At 31.2% G+C, this 22,333-nt stretch carries 25 protein-coding genes and 1 pseudogene; 14 read left to right on the top strand and 12 right to left on the bottom strand.

What is annotated here, in order from left to right:
• Position 1 precedes the first annotated feature (1 nt).
• Genes purH through coq7 form a run of 3 tightly spaced genes read left to right on the top strand, consistent with a single transcriptional unit; the run spans position 2 to position 3,320 of the window.
• Positions 2-1,471: a bifunctional phosphoribosylaminoimidazolecarboxamide formyltransferase/IMP cyclohydrolase gene (gene purH / locus M9B42_00395; protein URQ64802.1), complete on the top strand. Its 1,470-nt coding sequence runs from the start codon at positions 2-4 to the stop codon at positions 1,469-1,471.
• Positions 1,472-2,728 carry a phosphoribosylamine--glycine ligase gene (gene purD, locus M9B42_00390; protein URQ64319.1) on the top strand — a complete coding sequence of 419 codons (1,257 nt, stop codon included), beginning with the start codon at positions 1,472-1,474 and terminating at the stop codon, positions 2,726-2,728. It begins immediately after the preceding gene.
• Positions 2,718-3,320: a 2-polyprenyl-3-methyl-6-methoxy-1,4-benzoquinone monooxygenase gene (gene coq7 / locus M9B42_00385; protein URQ64318.1), complete on the top strand. Its 603-nt coding sequence runs from the start codon at positions 2,718-2,720 to the stop codon at positions 3,318-3,320. Before purD ends, coq7 begins: the two co-directional genes overlap by 11 nt.
• On the opposite strand, the gene M9B42_00380 is transcribed toward coq7, so the two are convergent.
• The 5 genes from M9B42_00380 to M9B42_00360 are packed head-to-tail and all read right to left on the bottom strand — an operon-like array spanning position 3,321 to position 6,740.
• Entirely contained in the window at positions 3,321-3,731 is a 411-nt protein-coding gene (locus tag M9B42_00380; protein URQ64317.1) for a DUF192 domain-containing protein, read from the bottom strand.
• On the bottom strand, positions 3,685-4,344 hold the full coding sequence (gene rpe, locus M9B42_00375; protein ID URQ64316.1) for a ribulose-phosphate 3-epimerase: 660 nt from the start codon (positions 4,342-4,344) through the stop codon (positions 3,685-3,687). The genes M9B42_00380 and rpe overlap by 47 nt, the downstream gene beginning before the upstream one ends.
• Positions 4,337-4,975 (bottom strand): nucleotidyltransferase family protein, encoded by a 639-nt coding sequence (locus M9B42_00370; GenBank protein URQ64315.1) that lies wholly within the window; start codon positions 4,973-4,975, stop codon positions 4,337-4,339. The genes rpe and M9B42_00370 overlap by 8 nt, the downstream gene beginning before the upstream one ends.
• Positions 4,972-5,886, bottom strand: coding sequence for a phosphotransferase (locus M9B42_00365; GenBank protein URQ64314.1), 915 nt, complete (start codon positions 5,884-5,886; stop codon positions 4,972-4,974). The genes M9B42_00370 and M9B42_00365 overlap by 4 nt, the downstream gene beginning before the upstream one ends.
• Positions 5,883-6,740 (bottom strand): NAD(P)-dependent oxidoreductase, encoded by an 858-nt coding sequence (locus M9B42_00360; GenBank protein URQ64313.1) that lies wholly within the window; start codon positions 6,738-6,740, stop codon positions 5,883-5,885. The genes M9B42_00365 and M9B42_00360 overlap by 4 nt, the downstream gene beginning before the upstream one ends.
• Before the next feature lie 41 nt (positions 6,741-6,781).
• On the opposite strand from M9B42_00360, the gene M9B42_00355 reads away from it, so the two are divergent.
• From M9B42_00355 to rpiA, 10 genes and pseudogenes are all read left to right on the top strand, one after another.
• Positions 6,782-8,659 carry a hypothetical protein gene (locus tag M9B42_00355; GenBank protein ID URQ64312.1) on the top strand — a complete coding sequence of 626 codons (1,878 nt, stop codon included), beginning with the start codon at positions 6,782-6,784 and terminating at the stop codon, positions 8,657-8,659.
• A complete protein-coding gene (locus M9B42_00350) occupies positions 8,643-9,887 on the top strand; it encodes a peptidylprolyl isomerase (GenBank protein URQ64311.1) in 1,245 nt (414 codons plus the stop codon). The genes M9B42_00355 and M9B42_00350 overlap by 17 nt, the downstream gene beginning before the upstream one ends.
• On the top strand, positions 9,884-10,852 hold the full coding sequence (gene pdxA, locus M9B42_00345; protein ID URQ64310.1) for a 4-hydroxythreonine-4-phosphate dehydrogenase PdxA: 969 nt from the start codon (positions 9,884-9,886) through the stop codon (positions 10,850-10,852). Before M9B42_00350 ends, pdxA begins: the two co-directional genes overlap by 4 nt.
• Positions 10,836-11,597 (top strand): 16S rRNA (adenine(1518)-N(6)/adenine(1519)-N(6))-dimethyltransferase RsmA, encoded by a 762-nt coding sequence (gene rsmA / locus M9B42_00340; GenBank protein URQ64309.1) that lies wholly within the window; start codon positions 10,836-10,838, stop codon positions 11,595-11,597. Before pdxA ends, rsmA begins: the two co-directional genes overlap by 17 nt.
• A complete protein-coding gene (locus M9B42_00335; GenBank protein URQ64308.1) occupies positions 11,581-12,399 on the top strand; it encodes a symmetrical bis(5'-nucleosyl)-tetraphosphatase in 819 nt (272 codons plus the stop codon). The genes rsmA and M9B42_00335 overlap by 17 nt, the downstream gene beginning before the upstream one ends.
• Positions 12,396-12,953: pseudogene (locus tag M9B42_00330) on the top strand (hypothetical protein). Before M9B42_00335 ends, M9B42_00330 begins: the two are co-directional and overlap by 4 nt.
• Positions 12,954-13,398: 445 nt before the next feature.
• The gene (locus M9B42_00325) at positions 13,399-14,130 is read left to right on the top strand and encodes an SDR family oxidoreductase (protein ID URQ64307.1); all 732 of its coding nucleotides are present in this window, start codon (positions 13,399-13,401) and stop codon (positions 14,128-14,130) included.
• Positions 14,127-14,414, top strand: coding sequence for a hypothetical protein (locus M9B42_00320; GenBank protein ID URQ64306.1), 288 nt, complete (start codon positions 14,127-14,129; stop codon positions 14,412-14,414). The genes M9B42_00325 and M9B42_00320 overlap by 4 nt, the downstream gene beginning before the upstream one ends.
• A gap of 183 nt (positions 14,415-14,597) precedes the next feature.
• The gene (locus M9B42_00315) at positions 14,598-15,146 is read left to right on the top strand and encodes a 5-formyltetrahydrofolate cyclo-ligase (GenBank protein ID URQ64305.1); all 549 of its coding nucleotides are present in this window, start codon (positions 14,598-14,600) and stop codon (positions 15,144-15,146) included.
• Positions 15,139-15,801, top strand: coding sequence for a ribose-5-phosphate isomerase RpiA (rpiA, locus tag M9B42_00310; GenBank protein ID URQ64304.1), 663 nt, complete (start codon positions 15,139-15,141; stop codon positions 15,799-15,801). The genes M9B42_00315 and rpiA overlap by 8 nt, the downstream gene beginning before the upstream one ends.
• Here the strand turns inward: rpiA and M9B42_00305 are convergent.
• From M9B42_00305 to miaB, 7 genes are all read right to left on the bottom strand, one after another.
• Positions 15,780-16,319 (bottom strand): glutathione peroxidase, encoded by a 540-nt coding sequence (locus M9B42_00305; protein URQ64303.1) that lies wholly within the window; start codon positions 16,317-16,319, stop codon positions 15,780-15,782. The two genes, rpiA and M9B42_00305, sit on opposite strands and share 22 nt — an antisense overlap.
• Positions 16,320-16,705: 386 nt before the next feature.
• Entirely contained in the window at positions 16,706-17,236 is a 531-nt protein-coding gene (locus M9B42_00300; GenBank protein URQ64302.1) for a L,D-transpeptidase, read from the bottom strand.
• Positions 17,226-18,482 (bottom strand): apolipoprotein N-acyltransferase, encoded by a 1,257-nt coding sequence (gene lnt, locus M9B42_00295; protein ID URQ64301.1) that lies wholly within the window; start codon positions 18,480-18,482, stop codon positions 17,226-17,228. Before lnt ends, M9B42_00300 begins: the two co-directional genes overlap by 11 nt.
• Positions 18,475-19,272: a hemolysin family protein gene (locus M9B42_00290; protein URQ64300.1), complete on the bottom strand. Its 798-nt coding sequence runs from the start codon at positions 19,270-19,272 to the stop codon at positions 18,475-18,477. The genes lnt and M9B42_00290 overlap by 8 nt, the downstream gene beginning before the upstream one ends.
• Positions 19,272-19,736 carry an rRNA maturation RNase YbeY gene (gene ybeY / locus M9B42_00285; protein URQ64299.1) on the bottom strand — a complete coding sequence of 155 codons (465 nt, stop codon included), beginning with the start codon at positions 19,734-19,736 and terminating at the stop codon, positions 19,272-19,274. Before ybeY ends, M9B42_00290 begins: the two co-directional genes overlap by 1 nt.
• Positions 19,717-20,664, bottom strand: coding sequence for a PhoH family protein (locus M9B42_00280; protein ID URQ64298.1), 948 nt, complete (start codon positions 20,662-20,664; stop codon positions 19,717-19,719). The genes ybeY and M9B42_00280 overlap by 20 nt, the downstream gene beginning before the upstream one ends.
• Positions 20,665-20,668: 4 nt before the next feature.
• Positions 20,669-21,994 (bottom strand): tRNA (N6-isopentenyl adenosine(37)-C2)-methylthiotransferase MiaB, encoded by a 1,326-nt coding sequence (gene miaB / locus M9B42_00275; GenBank protein URQ64297.1) that lies wholly within the window; start codon positions 21,992-21,994, stop codon positions 20,669-20,671.
• 12 nt (positions 21,995-22,006) lie between these two features.
• Here miaB and M9B42_00270 point away from each other — a divergent pair, with 12 nt between their 5' ends.
• Positions 22,007-22,330: a DUF1820 family protein gene (locus M9B42_00270; GenBank protein ID URQ64296.1), complete on the top strand. Its 324-nt coding sequence runs from the start codon at positions 22,007-22,009 to the stop codon at positions 22,328-22,330.
• Positions 22,331-22,333 lie beyond the last annotated feature (3 nt).

Raw genomic sequence — 22,333 nt, 5'->3', positions numbered from 1 at the left:
GATAAAAATAAAGACAGCTCTAATAAGTGTTTATGATAAAAGTGGAATACTTGAGCTTGCTCAAAAACTCTTTGATAACAATATAGAAATAATCTCCTCTGGAGGTACATCAAAATATCTTAAAGAAAATAATATTAAAGTAACTGAGGTTGAAGATTACACAGGTTTTTCTGAAATATTTGATGGGAGAGTAAAAACTCTACATCCTAAAATTCATGCTGGTATTTTAGCAAGAGGTGAGAAAGACTCTGAAGAATTAAAGAAAATGGGTGCTAAGAAAATAGATCTTGTTGTTGTAAATCTTTATCCCTTTAAAGAAGAGGTACGAAAGGGTTCATCCAATGATGAAATAATAGAAAAAATTGATATAGGTGGTCCAGCAATGTTGAGAGCTGCCGCCAAAAACTATAAATATACTGTTGCAGTAGGAGACCCAACTGATTACAGTGAAATTAGCCTAGATGGAATGAGTGAGTTGCAATCAAGGAAGCTAGCATCAAATATTTTTAATAAAACAAATCTTTATGACTCAGATGTTGCAAGTTGGTTAAAAGATACCAAAGAAATAAATTTAAGATATGGCGAAAATCCACATCAAACTGCAAAACTAAAGGTCGAAACTACTTCACCAATCGACTTTTTAAACCCACTTCAAGGAAAACAAATTTCTTACAATAATGTGGCGGATGCAATGGCAGCATGGAATTGTGTAAATGAATTTGAAAAACCTTCAGTATGTATTGTTAAACATACAAATCCATGTGGTGTAGCATCAGATAAGGACTTAGAGAATGCCTATAAAAAGGCTTTTTCAACAGATCCTACTTCGGCATTTGGAGGAGTAATTGCGTTAAACCAAAAGGTAAATAGTAAAGTAATATCATCAATCATGGCTAATCAATTTGTAGAAGTACTAATTGCCCCAGATTTTGATCAAGAAGCAATTAATCTTCTTAAAAAGAAAGAGAATATAAGAGTGTTAAAGGGCGATAAATTTAAACATTTAACCGAAAGCTACAAGTACAATTCAGGAGTTTATTTAGAGCAAACCGATGACAATCTTAATTTTGAGAAAATTAAATTAGAGTCAAATACAAAAGCAAAACCCGATAGTAATGATATCAATGATTTATTATTCGCAATGAAAGTTGCTAAACATGTAAAATCCAACGCTATTGTAATTGCTAAAAACGAGATGACTTTAGGTATTGGCGCAGGTCAAATGAGTAGAGTAATCAGTACCAAAATTGCATTTATGAAAGCTAAGGAAGAGAAACTCGATGTGAAGAATTGCGTTTTAGCTTCTGATGCATTTTTTCCTTTTAGGGATAATATTGATATAGCTGCAAATGAAGGAGTAAAACATATCATTCAGCCTGGCGGTTCGGTAAAAGATGATGAAGTAATTGCAGCAGCTGATGAACATGGTATTTCAATGACTATGACAGGCTATAGGCACTTTAAGCATTAGATGAATGTTTTAGTTGTAGGTCAAGGTGGTAGAGAACATGCATTGGCATGGAAATTATCTAAATCCAAACAAGTTAGCAAAATTTTTGTTGCTCCTGGAAATGGTGGAACAGCTAATGAAGCAAAATGCTTTAACAAAAGCATAAACGTAAATAATTTTTCTGCATTAGAAGAACTTGTTAATAGTGAAAAAATTGAATTAATAGTAGTAGGACCTGAAGATCCACTTGTAAACGGCATCAATGACTATTTCAAAGATTCAGGAGTAAAAGTATTTGGCCCCACAAAAGAGGGCGCCCAGCTTGAGGGTTCAAAAATATTTTCAAAAAAATTTATGTTTGAAAATAATATTCCTACGGGTGCTGCTAATTTCTTTTCTGAATCAAAATTAGCCAAAAATTATCTTCAGACAGTCGAATTTCCAATTGTTCTTAAAGCTGATGGCCTTGCTGCAGGTAAAGGAGTTTTAGTTGCAAAAGAATTAGGTGAGGCAATGCAATGGATTGAAGATGTTATGGAAAAAAATAAGTTTGGTGATGCTGGTAATGAAGTGTTAATCGAAGAGTGTTTGTTTGGTACAGAGCTAAGCTATATGGGAATAATGACACCTAAAGGATTTTACCCTTTTGAAACAAGTGTAGATTACAAACCACTTTTAGATGGTAATAGTGGGCCAAATACTGGTGGAATGGGTTGTATGAGTCCATCGCCATTTATGAATAGTGAGCTTTTAAAAAATATAAATGAACAAGTTGTTGAACCGACTGCACATGGATTGAGAAAGGCGAAAATAGATTTTTATGGTTTTATGTATTTTGGCCTCATGGTTAAGGATAATCAGCCTAAAGTTCTTGAATATAATTGTAGATTGGGTGACCCAGAAACACAGTGTTTAATGCTTCAATTAGAATCTGACATACTTGAAGTACTATTGGATGCACTTTCAGATAATCTGGAAAATATTTCATGGAGCAAAGAAAGCTCAATGGGTGTCGTAATTGCATCAGGTGGATATCCTGAAAGCTATAAAAAAGATCAGCATATAGAAATTTTAGATTTGAATGAAGTGAAACTTTTTCATGCAGGTACAAAAAAAGAGAATGGAGAACTGCTCACGAGTGGTGGAAGAGTTTTTAGCCTCAATGCAAAAGCTCCAGACTTAGAAGCTTGTAAAAAAACTATTTATACAAACATAAAGAATATAAAATTTAATAATATGGTTTATAGAAAAGATATAGGTGATATTTATGAGTCTTGAAGAAAAAATTGCTGGCGAATTCAATCATTTTTTAAAAATTATGAATCATAAAGAAGAGGGAAAGCCAGATGAATCCCTTTCGGAAGATGAAAAGAGACACTCCATTTCACTTATGAGGGTCAATGCTTCAGGTGAGGTTGCTGCTCAAGCACTTTATAGGGGACAAGCATTTTTTGCTAAATCAAAGAAAGTAAAAAAACATCTCCTTAAAGCAGGTGAAGAAGAATTTAGACATTTAAAATGGTGTGATAAAAGATTGAAAGAACTTGGAGGCAGAAAGTCATTATTAGACCCATTTTATTACGCAGGTTCTTTTACACTGGGATCGATAGCAGCCTTTTTTGGGGATGAAAAAAGTCTGGGCTTTATAGAAGAAACAGAAAAACAAGTTGTTAAACACTTAGAAGGACATCTTGATGAAATGTCTCCAAGTGATACAAAAAGTCGTGAAATTCTCAAAAAAATGATTGATGAAGAGGAGGAACACGGCAAAGAAGCTAAAGATCATGGGGGAGAAGAGCTTCCTACAGTAGTTAAAGGTTTGATGAAAATCACTGCTAAATCAATGACAACATTAAGTAGATATATTTAACTATTCAACAATTATTTTGTTAAAAATCTTAATATTTTTTTCAACAAACCATCCCTGATTCACTTCCAAAGCAAATTTTATTGACTCTGATCTTGAGCAAACAGAATCTAGATTCAATGGCTTTAATTCTTTAATCTCTCTAATAAGATAATTTTCATCAATAAAAGCAACTGATAAAGGAATTTTTGTATTTCTCATCCACATACATTTTTTTGAAGTCTCGGGCCATACAAAAAACATGCCCATATTTTTATCTAAAGAGTCGATAAACATTAGACCTTGATTTCTAGATTGCTTGGTATCAGCTATTACGACCTCTAATACAGAATTATTTATCTTGATTTTTTCTGCAAGTAGTAAAAAGTTAAGAAATAAGGTTACGAACAGTAGAAATTGTTTTTTTATAATCATCAGAATTAAAAATTGCAGATCCCATTACAAATGTATCTGCGCCGGCGTCAGAAATTTCTTTTATATTTTGCTCATTTATACCTCCATCAACCTCAAGCCTTATATCTTTGCCAGATTGATCGATCAAGGATCTAAGCTTTTTAATTTTTGGGAGAGTCCTTGATATGAATTTTTGTCCACCAAAACCTGGATTTACCGACATAAGTAGAATTAAGTCAACTTCTTCTAAAAGATCCTCTATTAATGACAAGGGGCTAGCTGGATTTAAAACCAAACCAGACTGACAGCCTGCATCTTTAATCTTTCCAAGAGTTCTGTCGACATGATTACTTGCTTCAGGGTGAAATGAAATTAGATCAGCACCAGCTTTAGCGAATTTTTTTACTAAATCGTCAACTGGCTCCACCATAAGATGTACATCGATAAAATCTTTTATTCCAAAATCTCTTAAAGACTTACAAACCATTGGGCCGATTGTAAGGTTAGGCACATAATGATTATCCATCACATCAAAATGTATCCAATCTGCGCCAGAATCTAAAACTGCATTCACCTCATCTCCTAGCCGAGCAAAGTCTGCTGATAAAATAGAGGGAGCAATTACCTTATTCACTGTTTAAAAAATCAAGGGTATCCTTAATACCAACATCATACCAATTTATATTTGGAATATCTGCAACGACTTTCCCCTCCGCGGCTAGATGCATCATTAAGTCTTCCCAATAGTGTGAGTATTTTGTTTCCATTCCTTGAAAAAAAGAGGAATTGATTATGCTAAATCCTGTCCAAGTGAAATTCTTTTCACCATGAACAATAACTTTTTCATTTTCAATTGAAAAATCTCCATTTTTATCATTCTTAACTGCAAAAATTGTTGGCGCTTTAAATTTTTTAAAATACACATAATCAATGTCACTAAAAATATCAGCATTTAATACTAGGAAGTCATCATTTCCAAAATGATTGATTGCATTTGAAATACCACCACAAGTGCCTAAAATTTCTTTCTCATGACTAAATATAATTTTTATTTTTCCAGAGAAATTAGAAGTTATATGTTCTTCTATTTGTTCGCCTAGATAGTGAAGGTTTATTACCACCGTCTCAAAACCTGATTTGATAAGTTTTTCTAAATGATAGTCAATCAAAGCTTTTCCTTTCACTTGAATAAGAGGTTTAGGTATATTTTGTGTTAAACGTCCAAGTCTTTTACCAAAGCCTGCAGCGAGAATCATTGCTTTCATATTAATTTCTCAACAACCTTTAACGTATCTTTTTCATTTAAGTATCTTAAAGCTAATAAAAGCCTGTCGACAAAGAGGCTTATATCTTTTTGACGATTCAAAAGCTTACCCTCTTTGAAGTATCTGTTAAATGTTCCAATGATCCTCATTGAACGATGAGCAAGCGCAACATAAATTTCTGTTTGTAAATCGTCACCAATTAATCTCTTAGAAAATCTGTTTACTAATTCTTCAGAATAATTAAATTTATGTTCAAAAATTAAAGACGCAGCATCGATGCTTATCGGACCAGATTTAAGATCTTGGAAATCAATGATATGAATTTTGTCGTTATAAAAAATCATGTTCCTTCTTTCATAATCAAAATGAGTTGGCACAATGGCTTGTTCTGCTAGCTTTGATGAAATTGAATTTCTTAATTCTTCAATTAATAATTTTTCTTCTGAAGATATGTCTATTTTTTTATCGTAAAAAAAATTTAAGAATTCCTCAGTCTGAGAATGATGTATTTCAGGTGATATATTTTCCTCAATAGAGAAGTTTGGAATTGATCGTATTTTTTCTAATTCAACTGAAGCAATATTCAAAAAATCTTCCTCAGATAATTCATCATATTCATCGAGTGTAATGTCGCCTAAATCTTCAAGAAGTAAGTAATCCAATTCATCTGAAAAACCAAAAATATCTGGAACATTTACTTTTTCATCTTTTAATATTTTTTGTATTTTAATAAAATTCGCTGCGTTTTCTTTGGAGCCGAAATTATTCATTAAAACATAGCTATCGTTTTTTAAAGTTATTCTGAAATAACTTCTCTCACTTGCTTCTTGTCTTAGTGGGCTAATCTGAAATGAATGGTTGCCTAGAATTTTTTCTAACCAACTGATTGCTTCTTTTAAGTCTTTTTTCAACTATCTTTTACTACCTGAGGAACTGGATAAGCATCTTCGGGTACGAAAAAATCTGGTATAAGCTCTGCGAATGGATAATCAGCATATTTACTAAAGTCTGTTTCACCATGTTCTGCTAGTAAAGAATCATCTAAAACAAAATTGCCAGAAAATTTATCTTTGTCTTTATTTAGAATTATATGTGCAGCATCAGCCATTATCTGTGGGTCCCTAGACTTTTTCATCATTTCATCTCCACCTAAAACATTTTTTACTGCTGCTGTCTTAATAGCTGTTCTTGGCCAAAGAGCATTTACTCCAATTTGTCCTTTATATTCAGCTGCCATTCCTAAAACACATAGACTCATATTATATTTAGCCATTGTGTAGGCAACATGACCCTGGAACCACATTGGATTCATATCTAAAGGCGGTGAAATATTCAAAATGTGTGGATTATCTGATTTTAAAAGGTGTGGTATGCATGCCTTACTTGTGAGGAATGTACCTCTACCATTAATGTTATGCATTAAGTCGTATCTTTTCATATCAGTATCTAACGTAGGTGTAAGGCTTATTGCAGATGCGTTATTAATGCAGATATCTATTCCACCAAAATGATCTACAGCTTTCTTTACTGATTCATGTACATTATGCTCATCTCTGATATCACATTGAATCGGTAGTCCATGCCCTCCTGCTGCTTCAATTTCTTCGACTGCAGTAAATATTGTTCCAGGTAGTTTAGGATGTGGATCAGCTGTTTTTGCCGCAATCGCAATTTTCGCTCCATCGGCTGCTGCTTTTAATGCGATAGACAGACCTATGCCTCGACTTCCGCCTGTCATAAAAATCACTTTATCTTTCAAACTCATAAAACTTTTTTACATTTTAAAAGTCCTATAATAACAGGCATATGAACAAATTTAAAAAACTATTATTGTTATTTACATTAACCTATCAAAGTTTTTTATGGGCTGAGTGTTCTGATGAAGACGAAAACTCACAAATAAAGTTAGCTGATGGTGAAATCAAACTGGACGAAAAAACCTCATTGGGTTTTAAGAGTGCAGAACTTAAAAATAATGAAACAGTTTTAACTGATGTTGAAATATATACATGTGATAAAGATGCTGTATGGAAATTTTCAGCAGATGAAGCTTCTCTTAAAAAAGATAAAAGCATTCAACTAAAAAAAGCGAAAGTCACTTTATTTGATATTCCAATTTTTTGGGTAAATCAAGTAAATTACGATGATAAAGAATCTATTTCAATACCCTCTCTCGGATTAACAGATAATGAAATAGATATTAGTTATAAATTTCAAAGAAAATATGAAAATAGTTCATTTGTCTTAGAGCCTGTTTACACAAAATCTAAGTTTGGTGCTTCATTTAAATACCAGCATAAGGATGATGACAATAATTATAAATTTACAAGCTTAGCTCTGAATGATGATGATGGCTCTTGGGTGTACAAGCTAATTGGAAACTCCTTAATTGGCGAAAATATTACATTTGGAGTGAATTATTCTGATTTTTCAGGTCAATCATTAATACAAAACTACGGATATAGATATCTAGACGCAAGTAGAAGAAGTTTAGATCTGCGGCAATCTATAAATTTGTCTTATGAGCTTGATAATTTATTTATGAGTTTTGGAAGTGATGACTTCAAACAGCTAGGTATTGCTAGACCTGTTTCACATAGAAAAGATTACGTAACAAGTGATTTATTTTTTGATATAGGTCAATTTCGTATAGATTTAGTAACAGAATTTGCAAAATTTAAAGATAAATCTAACAAAATCTTTCAGTTGCCTTATTCTGTTTACGACAATGTAGAGCGTTTTTTTACAGAACTTAGAGCTTCTAATAAATATCAAAACAATAAGATAAAAATTGATACTGATTTTCTTGTACAGATAAGGGACTACTCTTTTAAGGACAAAACAATTGAAGGCATCCAAAAAAATGACTTTGCTTTCAGTCAGAATTTTTCTTTTCCTGAAATTAAAGGACTCAAACTAGGTGTGATTATTTCCTCATATGAAGATCAATCAGAAGTTCCCATACTTGATTCCTATCCAAGAATGCCTACTCCAGAATCTAATATATCTTTACAGCCTTGGTCAGGGAAAGATAGAGGGCCTAATCAAAATAAGTTATTTATTTTTCACTCAGGATCATTGAGCAGTTTTGATTACTCTGTATCAACAAACTTATATGAGGACTATAACTTTTCAGATGAAAGCATGATTTTCAAAAAGTTTTATGAGAAGAAACCAATTTTTTTTAAGATTCAAAAAAATGCTGGAAACTTTTCTTATTTTACAAATGGAAACTATAGTGTTGAAAAAGAAAAATTTATGGGGCTACGGTTCGGCATAAAATATTCGGACCAAGAGGGTTTATTTTCATTAGAAAAAAATGAATTTGCTATGGCAAGTTTTCCCTTATCTGGAATAAATAATTATGTTTTAAAAGCAAAACAAAAATTTGGCGATATAACTTTATTTACTAGAGCTCAATATTCACAAGAAAATGAAATTATTAATGAAAGTGTTATTGGTGGAGAATGGTCTGTAGATTGTTTGAAACTAAGATTAAGTCTTGAACGAGCTAGATTTTTTCCATATATAGAACCTGACAACATAAATTTGTCTTATATGCAGATAATAAATTTGACTAATCCTCAGGTAAAAAATAACCTTAGCTTTGAATTTGAACTGATAGGGCTTTCAAATATTTTAAACCCAGTAGAAAATATAATTGAAAATGGATTATTTAATTAAATTAATTTTTGTACTTTCACTATCTGCTAGTGCTTATAGTCAGACGGTTGATAGGATTGCAGTGATTGTTAATGATGGCGTTGTTCTTGAGTCAGATATACAACTTAAAATTAAAAATTTTAAGAAAGAAGCTGCTATTTCAGGAGTGAGGGTTCCTTCTGAAAAAGATTTAAGAGATGAAATAATCGAAGCTCTGATAATTGAGGAACTTCAGCTGCAGATAGCTGATAAAGCAGGTATAAAAATTAGTGATGAAGAACTTAATGTTACTGTTAAAAGAGTTGCTCAGCAAAATGAGTTAACAATTGAAGAGTTTATCCAATCAATTGAAGATGAAGGCGATTCCTATGAACTTGTTAGAGATGAAATCAAAAGATCATTAAAAATTAATAGAGTACAACAAGGAAGAGTTCAAAATAGAATATCTATAACTCAAGAAGAATTAGTAAATTTTCTTAATACAGAAGAAGCTAAAACACAGTTAGGGCCAGAACTAAATGTTAGACAAATTCTAATAAGAACAAATTCTCAGAAAAATATTGATGATGTGTATAGTGAAGTTGTTGAGTCTATTAATGATGGAAAAAATTTCATAGAGCTATCAGAAAATTTTTCAGAAGATCAGAATAAGGGAGATTTAGGTTGGAGAAAAATAACTGGTTTCCCAGAATTATTTCAGAGTGCACTTGAAAATCTTAAGATTGGAGAAGTTTCAGACGTAATAAAAAGTGGTGCAGGCTCACATATTCTTTATCTAAATGACAAGAGAGGTCCAGCAGTTTCCTTTGAAAAAGAGTGGGAAGTTAGACATATACTCCTCATTCCTAACAGAGTAAGACCAGATGACGAATCTGAGGAATTAATGGTTTCCATAAGAGAAAGATTACTATCTGGTGAAGGTTTTGATCAATTGGCTGCAGAGTTTAGCGATGATCCCGGCTCAAAACAAGAAGGCGGAAGGCTTGGCTGGGCAGGTGAAGGAAAGTACACAGAGGCCTTTGAAGAAGTAATGATGAGATCTAATCTCAATGAAGTTTCTCTTCCTTTTCGCTCCGACTTTGGATGGCATATTTTGGAAGTTACCGGTACAAGAATTGAAGACAAGACAAATGAAAGAATTGCAGATCAAGCATTTAATTATCTTTACAGTAGAAAATTTGAGGAAGAACTTGAATCTGATCTACAAGAACTTCGAGCTGAAGCGTTCATAGAAATAAAGGACTATTGATAAATAAAAAAATTATCGTTTCTTTAGGTGATCCTGCGGGCATTGGACCTGAAATTTTTTTAAAGGCTTTATCTAAAATAAATTCAAAAGAAATTTTTGAAAGAATTATTGTTGTAAGTTCATTAAGTGTCTTAGATTTTGTAAATAGCCAGCTCAAGTTTGGTTTTAGATTCAATGAGCTATTTAATATCAAAGATGTTAAACCGAATAAGATTAATTTTATTAATGTTCAGAATTGCCCAAACTACAAAGTAGGAAAATCAGATGAAAATAATGCAGATTATGTTATCGACTGCATTAATATTGCATCAGATTTGGCATTTGAAAATAGATTCAATCTTGTTACAGGTCCTATTAATAAAAGTGTTATTTCTTCAAAAATTAAAAATTTTCAGGGGCATACTGAATACTTAAAGAATAAATTTTCTTGTAATGATGTTTTGATGTTGTTAGCGAACGATCAGCTAAAAATTGGTCTTGCAACTACCCACATACCTCTTAATGAAGTTTCAAATACTGTTACTGAAAAACTATTAATGAATAAAATAACCCTTTTAGAAAAAGGATTAAGAGAACTTTTTAATATACAAAATCCTTTGATGGGTATTTTAGGATTAAATCCACATGCAGGTGAAAGGGGCGAATATGGTCAAGAAGATAAAAATATTGTTCAGCCTACCGTACGCAAGCTAAGTAATAAATTTAATCTGATCGGACCATTGCCTGCGGATACCGCTTTTGTTTCATCAAAATGTGATGGATATCTTTCTATGTATCATGATCAAGCTTTGCCAGTAATTAAAACACTAGATTTTCATGGCACTGTAAATATTACTATTGGACTACCTTTTATGCGTGTCTCTGTTGATCACGGGACAGCTGAAGATATAGCATCAGATTTTAAAGCAGACCCTAGCAGCATGATAAAATCGATAAAAATTGCTTTGAATGAAAATAAAGCCTAAAAAATCTCTTGGCCAAAACTTTTTAAGAGATAATACTTTTATTGAAAAAATCCTTGCATGCACCAATCTGCCAAACGCCACTGAAATTATTGAAATAGGACCTGGTGATGGTGCTCTTACAAATTATTTAGCCAATACAAATAAAAAATTTAGGGGCATTGAAATAGATAGTAAATTACATAGTATCTTAAATAATAAGTTTTCTGATAATAATAATGTGGAGTTTATAAATGCAGATATTCTGGCAGTTGATTTACATAAATTTTCCTCAGAAAGTCTTATAGTCTTCGGTAATCTGCCTTATAACATTTCATCCCAAATTATTTTAAAGATTTTAGAAGAGGACTTTGTTTTTCTTGAATGTATTTTTCTCGTTCAAAAGGAAATGGCAGAGAGATTCATTTCAAAAAAAGAGAAACAAAATAAACTTTCATTAATAACCGAATATTTTGGAACAATTCATGGAATATTTGATATACCACCTGAGGCATTTCATCCAAAACCAAAGGTGACTTCAACACTAATCAGATTAGTTAAAAACAACAAAGAAAGAGGGCTAAATTATCAAAATTTTAAAATGGTTTTAACCAAGTGCTTCGCAAACCCAAGGAAAAAAATTAAGGCTGGATTAAAAGCATTAAATCTTGAAATGGAATTTTTTTCGTTTGATATTAATAAACGTCCTGAGGAGCTTGTCTTGGAAGATTTTTTTGAAATACTAAGGGCTTATGAACAACAAATCTAAATTTGTAATAGGTGATATTCAAGGTTGTTACAAAGAATTTAAAAATTTACTAAAACTTATAGACCCAAATAAGGAAAATAAATTCTTCTGTGTAGGTGATCTTGTGAATAGAGGTCCAGAATCTGAAAAGGTAGTTGATTATGTTTTAGAGAATAAAGTAAAAAGTGTACTTGGTAACCATGATTTGCATCTAATGGCGATTCTAGCAGGAGTACGTAAACATAATGACAAAAAAGATACTATGACAAAAATTATAAGCAAGAATAAGTCTGTTGAAATTTTAGATTATTTTTTAAATTTCCCTTTTGCCAAAGTGCTCTCAAATGAGACAAAAAAAACACTTGTTGTACATGCAGGTGTTCTTCCCACCTGGTCTATTGAGGATGTAAAAGCTGCAAATGAAGAATTAACCTCTTCCTTAAAATCTAACCCTGAAAAATTTCTTGATCAAATGTATGGCGACAGAAGGAAGGCAATCTCTAAATCAACTAATAAGAAAAATAGAAGAAGATACCTTGTTAATGTTTTCACCAGAATGAGATTCATAACTAAAGAAAATAAACTAGACTTAAATACTAAAATTAAGAAGTCACCAAAACAAAAATATCAGCCATGGTTCAATTACAAACACAAGGCTCTAAAAGAAGTTGATAGTATTGTGTTTGGCCATTGGGCCGCACTAAAAGGTGTTACAAATAATAATAAAATAAAAGGTGTTGACCTTGGGTGTGTCTGGGGTGGTTCTTTAGCCGCAATCAATATTAACGACAGATCAATTATTACAGTAGATTCGCAAAAATGAAAATTTATAGAGTTGGTGGTGCAATAAGAGATAGAATTCTCAAGCTTAAAGCTAAAGATTCAGATTATGTTGTTGTAGGAAGCACAGAAAGTGAAATGATTGAGAAAGGTTTTAAAAAGGTTGGTAAGGATTTTCCAGTTTTCTTACATCCTGAAACAAACGAAGAATATGCGCTGGCAAGAAAGGAAAGAAATATAGGATCTGGACATAAAGCTTTTAATTTTGATTTTTCACCTGAGGTGTCTTTAGAAGAAGATCTAAAACGAAGAGATATAACTATTAATGCAATAGCAGAAGATGAACATGGAAATTTAATTGATCCATATAGAGGTATTGATGATTTAAAAAATGGTGTAATAAGACACGTTTCTTCAGCTTTTATTGAGGATCCACTCAGAGTATTAAGACTTGCAAGATTTTATGCAAAATTCGATGGCTTCGAGATTCATTCTGATACAAAAACAATTTTAAAAAAAATATCACAATCTGATGAGCTTCATTACCTTAGTGGTGAAAGAGTTTGGGAAGAAACTTTGAAGGCATTGAATTTTGATTTTTCAAGATTTTTAAAAGTGATTAAAAATTTTAATCTTCAAGAACCTTGGTTTTCAAAGTTAATTGAAATACCAAAAATAATTGATCAAAGGCCTGAAATTGCTCTTTCTCAAGTTGATCAAGCAAATAAATATAATTTTTGTTTAAAGCTCAAAAAATATATGCCAAAGAAATTTCTAAAATACCTAGAAATATGGAAACAAATTCAACAATTTGACAAAAGTAGTAGTCCTGATGATAAATTTCTTTTCTTCACATCATTTTTAAATGATAAAAATAGAATCATTTTTCTAGATATAATCAAATATTTTGATGATAAGAATGAATATTTTTTCAATGTTATAAATGAAATTACAAAAATAGATTTTACTGACTTAACATCACATAAATATGATGAAATTGAGAAAATTAAAAAGAAAAAAATAATTAATATAATTAATAGATATGAGTGATTGGATTTTTATTACAGGTGGTGCCCAAAGAATAGGTAAAGCTATTGCTGAGCACTTTCATCATAATAATTGGAATGTAATCATCCACTACAGGAATTCTGAAAAAGAAGCTATTGAGCTTAAGCAGAAACTTAATTCGGTGAGAGAAAATTCATTCGAAATTATAAAGGCAGACCTTGATGATAGTGCTTCAGTAGAAGTTTTATGCAAAAAAGTATTAGAAATCTCACCAAATTTAAAAGCAATAATAAATAATGCTTCAACATTCTATCCGAAAGAAATATCTGAAATTGAAGAAGAAGACTGGAGTGCACTTTTATCCTCAAACCTAAAAGCTCCAATGTTCATATGTAAATTTTTGGGAGAAAGGTTGAAGAAAAATACAGGCTCAATAGTTAATATTACAGATATTTATGCTGAATCAGGCTTAGCAAGGTATGCCACCTATGCTGCAGCAAAAGCAGGGTTATTGAATATGACGAAATCACTTGCCTCTGAATTAGCACCTGAGGTGTTGGTAAATTCAGTAGCACCAGGTGTTATTTTGTGGGATGTCGGAAATGAGCCAGATGAAGAAAAGAAGGAAGAGATATTAAAAAAAGTACCTCTTAGGCGAATGGGGTCGGTAGAAGATATTGTAATGATGGTTGATTATTTAGTGACAAAAAATTCCTATATGACCGGAAGAAATATAAATGTTGATGGTGGAAAATCTTTAGGATGAATGACGAACAAAGAGTAGACATTAAATTAGGCGAAAGAACTTTTTCATTTAGTATACCAGCTGACGAATTCATAGCCTTTGGAAAGGCGAAAAAAAAGATTGAAAAACTTCTTGAGGAAATTAATGCACCAGAAGAAAAACTTGATCATGCATTAGTACAAATTGCTCTTAAATTTGCCATCGAATATGAAATTAAAAATGAAGATCTTTCATCTGATAGTGAAATAAATGAAAGAGCTTTAGATGATTTAACAAACAAAATTAAATTATTTATAAACCAATAGATACATTTGCAAAAAATGTTTAATATTTAATTGTCTGAATCATCGGTTTTCAGAATTTACTCTAGAACCGATAATGTAAATTAAGGGAAGCAGATTTTTTATAGCTGTGCGTTACTTTAGAGGAAGCCTTACTATAAAGAAGAGCTACCCACCTGACCTAAGGGTTCAGGGTGACTGGAAACAATGATTCAGATGTCTGTTAAAAATGGAATAAGATTAGAAATTAAAAATAAATTCCTTTCAATTTCGCAACAAGAAATAATCGAAAAAACACATCTAATTCAAAAACTTCTAAATAAGCAAGAACTGTTTCATAAGGCAAAGAAAATCGGCTTGTTTATGCCTATTGAATTTGAACCCAAACTTGTAATATCAAAAGAGAAAAAAGTTTATGTCCCTTTTATAAAAGGTGAAGTTCTAGGCTATGGAAATATATCAAAAGGAGTTTCAGTAGGTACATATGGAATATTAGAGCCAAAATCTAAAACAGAAGTAAATATATTTGAGTTAGATATCATTTTAGTTCCATTTGTCGGTTTCAATGAGAAGCTTTATAGGTTAGGAAGAGGTAAAGGGTTCTATGACAAAACTTTTGTTAATATTAAGAGTGAAACAAAAAGACCCGTTTTATGGGGAGTTGGTTTTGAAATGCAAAAGACAAATCTAGACTTTCAAGAAAAGCATGATGCTAAGTTAGATAAAATTTTTACTGAAAAAGAAATCTATGAATAAGAAATTTTTTGCAGCTGAAGGTGCATTTGATGAGATAAATGATTCAAATGACAAGATAAATATAGGTATAGGGACAGGGTCCACAACAACTATTTTTATAAATGAATTTCTTCCAAATTTAAAAAACAGAATAGACACTATTTTTTCAAGCTCAAATGAATCAACAGAGTTATTAGAAAATTTACAATTTGAAGTTTCACAAGGAGCACCAGAGAACTTCTTATTAGATTACTACATTGATGGAGCGGATGAGATAGATAAAAATTATTGTCTTATTAAAGGCGGCGGAGGTGCACATACCAAAGAAAAAATACTCGCTGCAGCTTCAAAAAAATTTATATGTATTGTTGATGATTCAAAACAAGTTGAAATTCTTGGCACTTTTCCATTACCAATAGAAGTAATTCCATTTGCAGAACATTCGGTAAGAAGAAATTTAGGAAATATGAGTGAAAAGATAACAAAGAGAAGTGTTTCATCTGATAGTGGAAATATTATTCTAGACATGCATGGGATGTTAATTTCTGATCCAGAAAAAATGGAGGCGGAACTAATATCTGTTCCAGGAATTGTAGAAGTAGGTATATTTGCAAAAAATAAGCCTACCTCAATAAAGATAGGAAGAAATTCATATTACGAGTCTATAGATTGTTGAATTGCTTCAACTATTTGTGGATCTGAAGGATTCATTCTATGAGAAAAACTTTTTACCTCTCCTTCGCTAGTAATTAAATACTTGTGAAAATTCCAACTAGGTCTTTTCTGTGTAATTTTGAAAAGCTTTTCAAAGAAAGGATGTGTATTTACTGCATTAACATTAGTGATTGAGAATAGAGGAAATGTTATATCAAAGGTCGACTTACAGAACTCTGCAACTTCTTCTTCATCGGTAAATTCTTGATAAAGAAAATTCCTTGATGGAAACCCTAAAACAGTGAATTCATCTTTTGAAAATCGTCTTTGTAACTGCTCAAGTTCTTCGTATTGGTAAGTAAATCCACATTTACTTGCGGTGTTAACTACAAGAATAGTTTTGCCAGAATACTCACAAAGATTTTGATATTTTTTTTCATTTAGAATTTTTACTTTCTCATCCAGCAGACCTTCGCACGCAGAAAGGACACTGTTTGAAAAAAGATATAAAAAAATTGTTCCTATAATTTTAAATTTCATATTTCACACCGAAAAAAAGTATACAGAAGTATTTAAGAAATGCCTACAATTAAAACTACAAAAATTAGACATAGAGTAGCTAACTCTATGGAGTCTGAAAACTTATTCATTATGTTATTAAAATACTTTTCCATCTTAGACTACGTAGATCTCTCCAATTAAATAACCAAATGAAAAAAATACTGCAGCCCAAACAGGATATTCTTTGCAAAAAGAGAATAAGTTGTTCATGTATTCTTTCATTTCAAAAAAAGTTTGGGGCCGAAGCCCCGAGTTTGTCAGCCTTTGGGGGAGAGGAGAGACTGACTTAACTAATATAATACATATTTATTATGTAATATCAATATTTATTATAAATAAATGATGCTTATTTTATAAAATAATAGCTATTTATTGATTGTTACTGGTATTCCCTCTTCCACGAGGTTAAATAACTCAATGACATCTTTATTTGACATTCTTATGCAGCCTTTTGAAGCTTTTTCTCCCAGCAGCCATTCTTCTGGTGTTCCATGTATGTAAATATACCTGCTATAAGAATCTACACCCTCACCTTTATTGATCCCATTCTCTAATCCATCAAGCCAAAGGATCCTTGACTGAACCACATCATCTTCCACAAGCACCTGATCAGAATCATATATGGGATAAATTTCTCCTGAAAAGCTCCTTCCAATAAATCTTGCTCCTAATGGCATGTCCTTTCCTATTTTTCTTTTGATAACATGTTTACCAAGTGGTGTTTTAAACGAGTTAACTTTTGAACCCTCTCCGTACTTTGAAGAAGATATTAAATAGGTTTTTATAACAGATTTATTATCAAGCAAAAATAATTTTTGCTCGGAAATAGAAATTTCAATCTCTGTTGATTTCATCAGGAAAGACATGATTAAAAAAAGTAGGATATTATTTTTCATTTCTTTTTTTATCAATTACAGCTAATAGGATAATAATAAATGAGAAGATTAGTAATGGATAATCTCCAAAAATTAGATATGTTGTATTTTTCATATTAGTAGAGATAGTTTCTGTTTTAAAACTCTTTATACCTTTTGGAATGTTTTCTGATAATTTTTTCTGATTATAAGGTGAAATAATGTCTGAAATGCCATCTGTAGTAGATCTAACAACCCATTTTTGAGACTCTATTGCACGTGCTTTTGCATGAAGTAAATGTTGGGCTGGCATATTTTTTCCATACCAGCTGTCATTACTTATATGAATGATAAATCCTGTATTCCTAGTTCTATCAACAAAAGTATCATTAAAAGATAATTCCCAACAAATTAACCCAGAAAAGGGAATTTGTTGAATTAAAACTTTTTTTTGCTTTTTTTCCCCTCTTGTCAGTGATGAATTAGGAATATTAAAAAATTCATTGAAGTTTTTTAATAAATTATCAAAAGGCTGAAACTCTCCAAAAGGTACTAAGTTTCTTTTATCGTATCTATCATTCGTTGAAGTATTGATAATTGAGGTAAAAATTTTTTCATCCTGTTGAACAAAGAAACCACCAATAATATCAATATCCGCAAATTCTGTTCTTGCTTGAAAATTTTGATAACTACTTACGGCCTCGGGCCATATTATTACCTCAGCTCCATCGTTTTTTGCCTGCAAAGTAAGGTTGTTTAATATTTTGTAGTTATTTTCTACTGGCTGAACAACTGCAATTTTTAATTGTTTAGAGTCTTCATCAAGAAATAAATTCTTATTAGGGCTTAAAAAACCAACTAGTAATAACAAAAATATACTTCCAATTCTCAAAATACTAATTTTTAAAGCTAAGACAATTATTAGGCCAAAAATAAATGATGTTCCAGAAACACCTATTAAAGGAAGATATCCTGTGAAATTAATAGGAACTGAAAAAATCCCAATATTTAACCATGGAAACCCTGATATCATCCAGGAACGAACCCATTCCAAAATGAATATTAAAGAGGGTACTAGTAATACAAAAAATTTATTTCCTTCAAAAAATTTTATTAAAAAAGTAAAAAAGCCAAAATAAAGAGAAAGATAAAAAATTAAAAGAGAGGTAATACAAAAACTTAAAAAATATCCTGCTCCATAAAAATTTATTGCATCAAAAATCCAATTTATTGAGATGGACCAAAATATTAAACCAATTACTAGACCTCGAAAAAATGCTTTAATCAATTTTTCGAACTGTTATTTTTTTTATTTTTCGTTGATCCGCAGATGTTACAGTAAATCGAAGATCATAATCTTCGAAACTTTCACCCACTTTTGGAAGATGTCCAAATTTCTTCAAAGCAAATCCTCCAATAGATTCTACCTCTTCAGAGTTTAAGTTAATTTCAAAAAATTCTTCAAATTTTTCTATATCTAATGTTGCAGAGACTATAAACTCATCCTGGTTGATTTTGATAATCTCATCTGTTTTTTCTTCGTAAAACTCATCCTCAATTTCACCAACAATTTCTTCAAGAATATCTTCGATAGTAATAAGTCCTGCCAACATTCCGTATTCATCTAAAACCATAGCCAGATGAGCTCTATCTTTTTTAAAATCTTCAAGAAGAGATGTAACTGATTGTGTCTCAGGAACATATTTGACCTCTCTTAATAAGTCTTTAATCTTAAAATTTTTATCATTTATTTCTTCATCTATTAAATCTTTTACATGAAGTATCCCAACAGCTTTTTCTGAAGTCTTATCAAAAACGGGATATCTCGAGTGTCTTGTATCTTGTATAGTTTTATAAACTTCCTGCATATCACTATCCTCATTTATATAAGAAATATTTACTTTAGGAATCATAATTTCTCTAACTATTGCATCTTTAATTTTTAATACATTTTGTATAAGCTCCTCAATCTGCTCATCATCCGGAGTTTCTATTGTTTTATTAGAATTATTTTTTTCTTTAGAAAACAAATTCGAAAAAAAAGATAAAAAACTTTTCTGCGAGGGCTCTTCAGACATTATTTATAGGGATTAGATATTCCAATTTGTGATAAAAACTCAATTTCTTTTTCTTCCATTAATATAGCATCATTTTCATTATCATGCCCATAGCCCTTAAGATGTAAAAGTGAGTGTATCAGTAGATGTAAAAAATGATCTATATGATTTTTATTTTGGGCAAGTGATTCTTCTAATAATAAATCATTACAAATAAGTATTTCTCCCTCACAATTTTTATCTATCTGATCTAACTCCTCACTTGGGAAAGAAAGTACATTTGTTGGTTTATTTATTTTCCTAAATTTATAGTTAATTTTTTGAATATCCTCTAAAGAACAAAAACTTAATTCAACATTTAATTTATTTATATCAAAAAAAGCAGTGAATAATTCAATTGCTTGAGTAATAGCTTTCTTTTTATTGTTAAATTTTGTTGGTAAATTGAAAATTTCGAATTTTAAATTATTCTTCGAAATTATCATAAGCCTGTACAATTTCTTGAACTAAAGAGTGCCTTACAACATCCTTAGCACCAAATTTAGTAAATTTTATTGAATCAACATTCTTTAAAACTTCAATTGAGTGCTTAAGGCCAGATGTAATATTTTTAGGTAAGTCAATTTGACTTAAATCCCCATTAACAACAGCTTTAGATCCAAAACCTAACCTTGTAAGAAACATTTTCATTTGCTCTATAGTTGTATTCTGACCTTCATCCATAATGATAAAAGCTTCTCTTAATGTTCGGCCCCTCATATATGCAAGAGGGGCTATCTCTATGACATCTCTTTCAACTAACCTGGTTACTCTTTCAGCTCCCAACATGTCATGTAAGGCATCATATAAGGGTCTGAGATATGGGTCTATTTTTGATGATAAATCTCCTGGTAGAAAGCCAAGTTTTTCTCCAGCTTCAACAGCTGGCCTAACTAAAACAATTTTTCTAATTTTTTCTTTAATTAAATCATCTACTGCACATGCAACTGCCAAAAAAGTTTTCCCTGTACCTGACGGACCAATCCCAAAAGTTAAATCGCTATTTTTTATATTATCTAGATATGCAATTTGATTTTTTCCTCTTGGTGATACAAGTGTGCGTGGAGTTTTTATTTTTGATGAGTTTGATTCTTCATTTTCTTTATCTTCAAATTTTGCTGAATGTAAACTTAAATGGACAACATCTGGAGTTATGATTGAATTAGTTTCTAGTTTTTCTTTGAGACTAAATAATGCAGAAACCCCTATGCCAACATCTTCTTTTTTTCCTTTTAATTCAAATTCTGTCCCATTTTGAAGAACCTTAATACGCAGAGCTTTCTCAATCTGTTTAAGATTTTTATTAAATTCTCCGCAAAGCAGAATTAATCTGTCTGGAGTGAGGTTTGAAAAATTTAGTTGCTGACTATACAAGTATTTAATTATTTAATACGCCTCTAAGTGAGTTAGGCAATGCTTCATTAATTTGAATATTAACCAATTGTCCAACTAAATCATAGTTATCTGCTTGAAAATTTACTACTCTGTCGCAAATTGTTCTTGCTTGAAGCTGACCTGGATCTTTTTTAGATAACCCCATAACTAAACAATTCTGTATTGTTCCCACCAGCTTTCTACTATAGCCAAAAGCTATTTGATTTAATCTATCTTGCAACAGATCTAGCCTATCTTTCTTAACTTTTTCTGAGACATCGTCTTCCATTTGAGATGCAGGCGTATTTGGTCTTTGGCTGTATATAAAACTGTATGATGCATCAAATTTTACTTTTTCAACTATATCCATAGTGGCCTGAAAATCTTCTTCAGTTTCTCCAGGAAAGCCAACAATAAAATCTGAAGAGAAACTCATATCGGGTCTTATTTTTTTAATTTTTTCTATTAATTTTAAGTACTTGTTAGTATCGTATCTTCTTCTCATAAGCTTGAGGATTCGATCAGAGCCACTTTGAATTGGAAGATGAACATGACTTACCAATTCAGGAACATTTGCATAAACTTCAACAAGGTCATCTTTAAATTCATGTGGATGGCTTGTTGTGAATCGAATTCTCTCTATACCATCAATTTTTCCAGTTAATTCAATAAGCTGTGAAAGAGATGAAATTTCACCTTTATATGTTCCTTTAAAGTTATTCACATTTTGACCTAAATAATGAATTTCGGCTGTTCCCTTTTCAGATAATATCTTTACTTCTTTAAGAATATCTTCAACAGTTCTTGATACTTCATGCCCTCTTGTCATAGGCACCACACAGAAAGAGCAATATTTATTACATCCTTCCATTATTGAGACAAAAGATGATGGTTCTCCTTTATCAGGAGCAGGCATATGAGAAAATTTTTCTAGTTTTGGAAAAGATATATCAATTTGTGCTTTTTTGACTTTTTGTTTTTTTTTGTAAAGTTCTGGTAAGCGATGGAGCGATTGAGGGCCAAAAACAATATCAACCTCTGGTGCTCTTTTCATAATTTTTTCACCCTCTTGTGATGCAACACATCCACCAATTGCTATTTTAAGACCTGGCTTTTTTTCTTTAATTTTTCTCCATCTACCAATCTGATGAAATACTCTCTCTTGTGCTTTCTCACGAATGGAGCAAGTATTTAAAATAATAAGATCTGCATCAAGTTCTGAACTTGTAAGCTCAAAATTTTCCTCATGTTTAAGAATCTTTGCCATCTTTTCTGAATCGTACTCGTTCATCTGACAGCCATGTGTTTTGATGTATAATTTCTTTGGCATATTCTTATTATAGTGAAACAAAAAATTTACAAAATTAAATTTTTTCAAGTTGGAGAAGTATACGAAATTTACGCAAAAAATATATACCAAAGCGATTTTTACGCTTTTCTTGAAATTGATGGCTATATTTTTGATACGAAAAATAATTTAGTTGTAGATACTTCTGAAGAAAAGTTAAAAGCTGAATTTCTAAATGTGCAAAAAACTCTTTTACCTATAAATTCAATTGTTAGAATTGATGTTGTTAATGAAATCGGTAAGTCGAAAATTTCTAAGGCTGATTCAAAGAATCTAGCTCAATTTCCTATAAATATTGTGCCTGATAAAACAAAATAAAAA

The sequence above is a fragment of the SAR86 cluster bacterium genome (assembly GCA_023703535.1).
Lineage (GTDB): Bacteria > Pseudomonadota > Gammaproteobacteria > Magnimaribacterales > TMED112 > TMED112.
The sequence above is the reverse complement of the archived record's forward strand: the minus strand, read 5'-3'. Positions and strand labels throughout refer to the sequence as shown.

What these genes read in the sequence shown, in the direction of transcription:
- M9B42_00350 (URQ64311.1), top strand. Translation starts at nt 8,643, where the DNA reads ATGGATTATTTAATTAAATTAATTTTTGTACTTTCACTATCTGCTAGT.
- M9B42_00380 (URQ64317.1), bottom strand. Translation starts at nt 3,731, where the DNA reads ATGATTATAAAAAAACAATTTCTACTGTTCGTAACCTTATTTCTTAAC.
- rsmA (URQ64309.1), top strand. Translation starts at nt 10,836, where the DNA reads ATGAAAATAAAGCCTAAAAAATCTCTTGGCCAAAACTTTTTAAGAGAT.
- M9B42_00300 (URQ64302.1), bottom strand. Translation starts at nt 17,236, where the DNA reads ATGAAAAATAATATCCTACTTTTTTTAATCATGTCTTTCCTGATGAAA.
- M9B42_00320 (URQ64306.1), top strand. Translation starts at nt 14,127, where the DNA reads ATGAATGACGAACAAAGAGTAGACATTAAATTAGGCGAAAGAACTTTT.
- coq7 (URQ64318.1), top strand. Translation starts at nt 2,718, where the DNA reads ATGAGTCTTGAAGAAAAAATTGCTGGCGAATTCAATCATTTTTTAAAA.
- M9B42_00290 (URQ64300.1), bottom strand. Translation starts at nt 19,272, where the DNA reads ATGTCTGAAGAGCCCTCGCAGAAAAGTTTTTTATCTTTTTTTTCGAAT.
- ybeY (URQ64299.1), bottom strand. Translation starts at nt 19,736, where the DNA reads ATGATAATTTCGAAGAATAATTTAAAATTCGAAATTTTCAATTTACCA.
- purD (URQ64319.1), top strand. Translation starts at nt 1,472, where the DNA reads ATGAATGTTTTAGTTGTAGGTCAAGGTGGTAGAGAACATGCATTGGCA.
- M9B42_00360 (URQ64313.1), bottom strand. Translation starts at nt 6,740, where the DNA reads ATGAGTTTGAAAGATAAAGTGATTTTTATGACAGGCGGAAGTCGAGGC.
- M9B42_00325 (URQ64307.1), top strand. Translation starts at nt 13,399, where the DNA reads ATGAGTGATTGGATTTTTATTACAGGTGGTGCCCAAAGAATAGGTAAA.
- M9B42_00315 (URQ64305.1), top strand. Translation starts at nt 14,598, where the DNA reads ATGATTCAGATGTCTGTTAAAAATGGAATAAGATTAGAAATTAAAAAT.
- M9B42_00370 (URQ64315.1), bottom strand. Translation starts at nt 4,975, where the DNA reads ATGAAAGCAATGATTCTCGCTGCAGGCTTTGGTAAAAGACTTGGACGT.
- miaB (URQ64297.1), bottom strand. Translation starts at nt 21,994, where the DNA reads ATGCCAAAGAAATTATACATCAAAACACATGGCTGTCAGATGAACGAG.
- rpiA (URQ64304.1), top strand. Translation starts at nt 15,139, where the DNA reads ATGAATAAGAAATTTTTTGCAGCTGAAGGTGCATTTGATGAGATAAAT.
- M9B42_00305 (URQ64303.1), bottom strand. Translation starts at nt 16,319, where the DNA reads ATGAAATTTAAAATTATAGGAACAATTTTTTTATATCTTTTTTCAAAC.
- M9B42_00355 (URQ64312.1), top strand. Translation starts at nt 6,782, where the DNA reads ATGAACAAATTTAAAAAACTATTATTGTTATTTACATTAACCTATCAA.
- M9B42_00335 (URQ64308.1), top strand. Translation starts at nt 11,581, where the DNA reads ATGAACAACAAATCTAAATTTGTAATAGGTGATATTCAAGGTTGTTAC.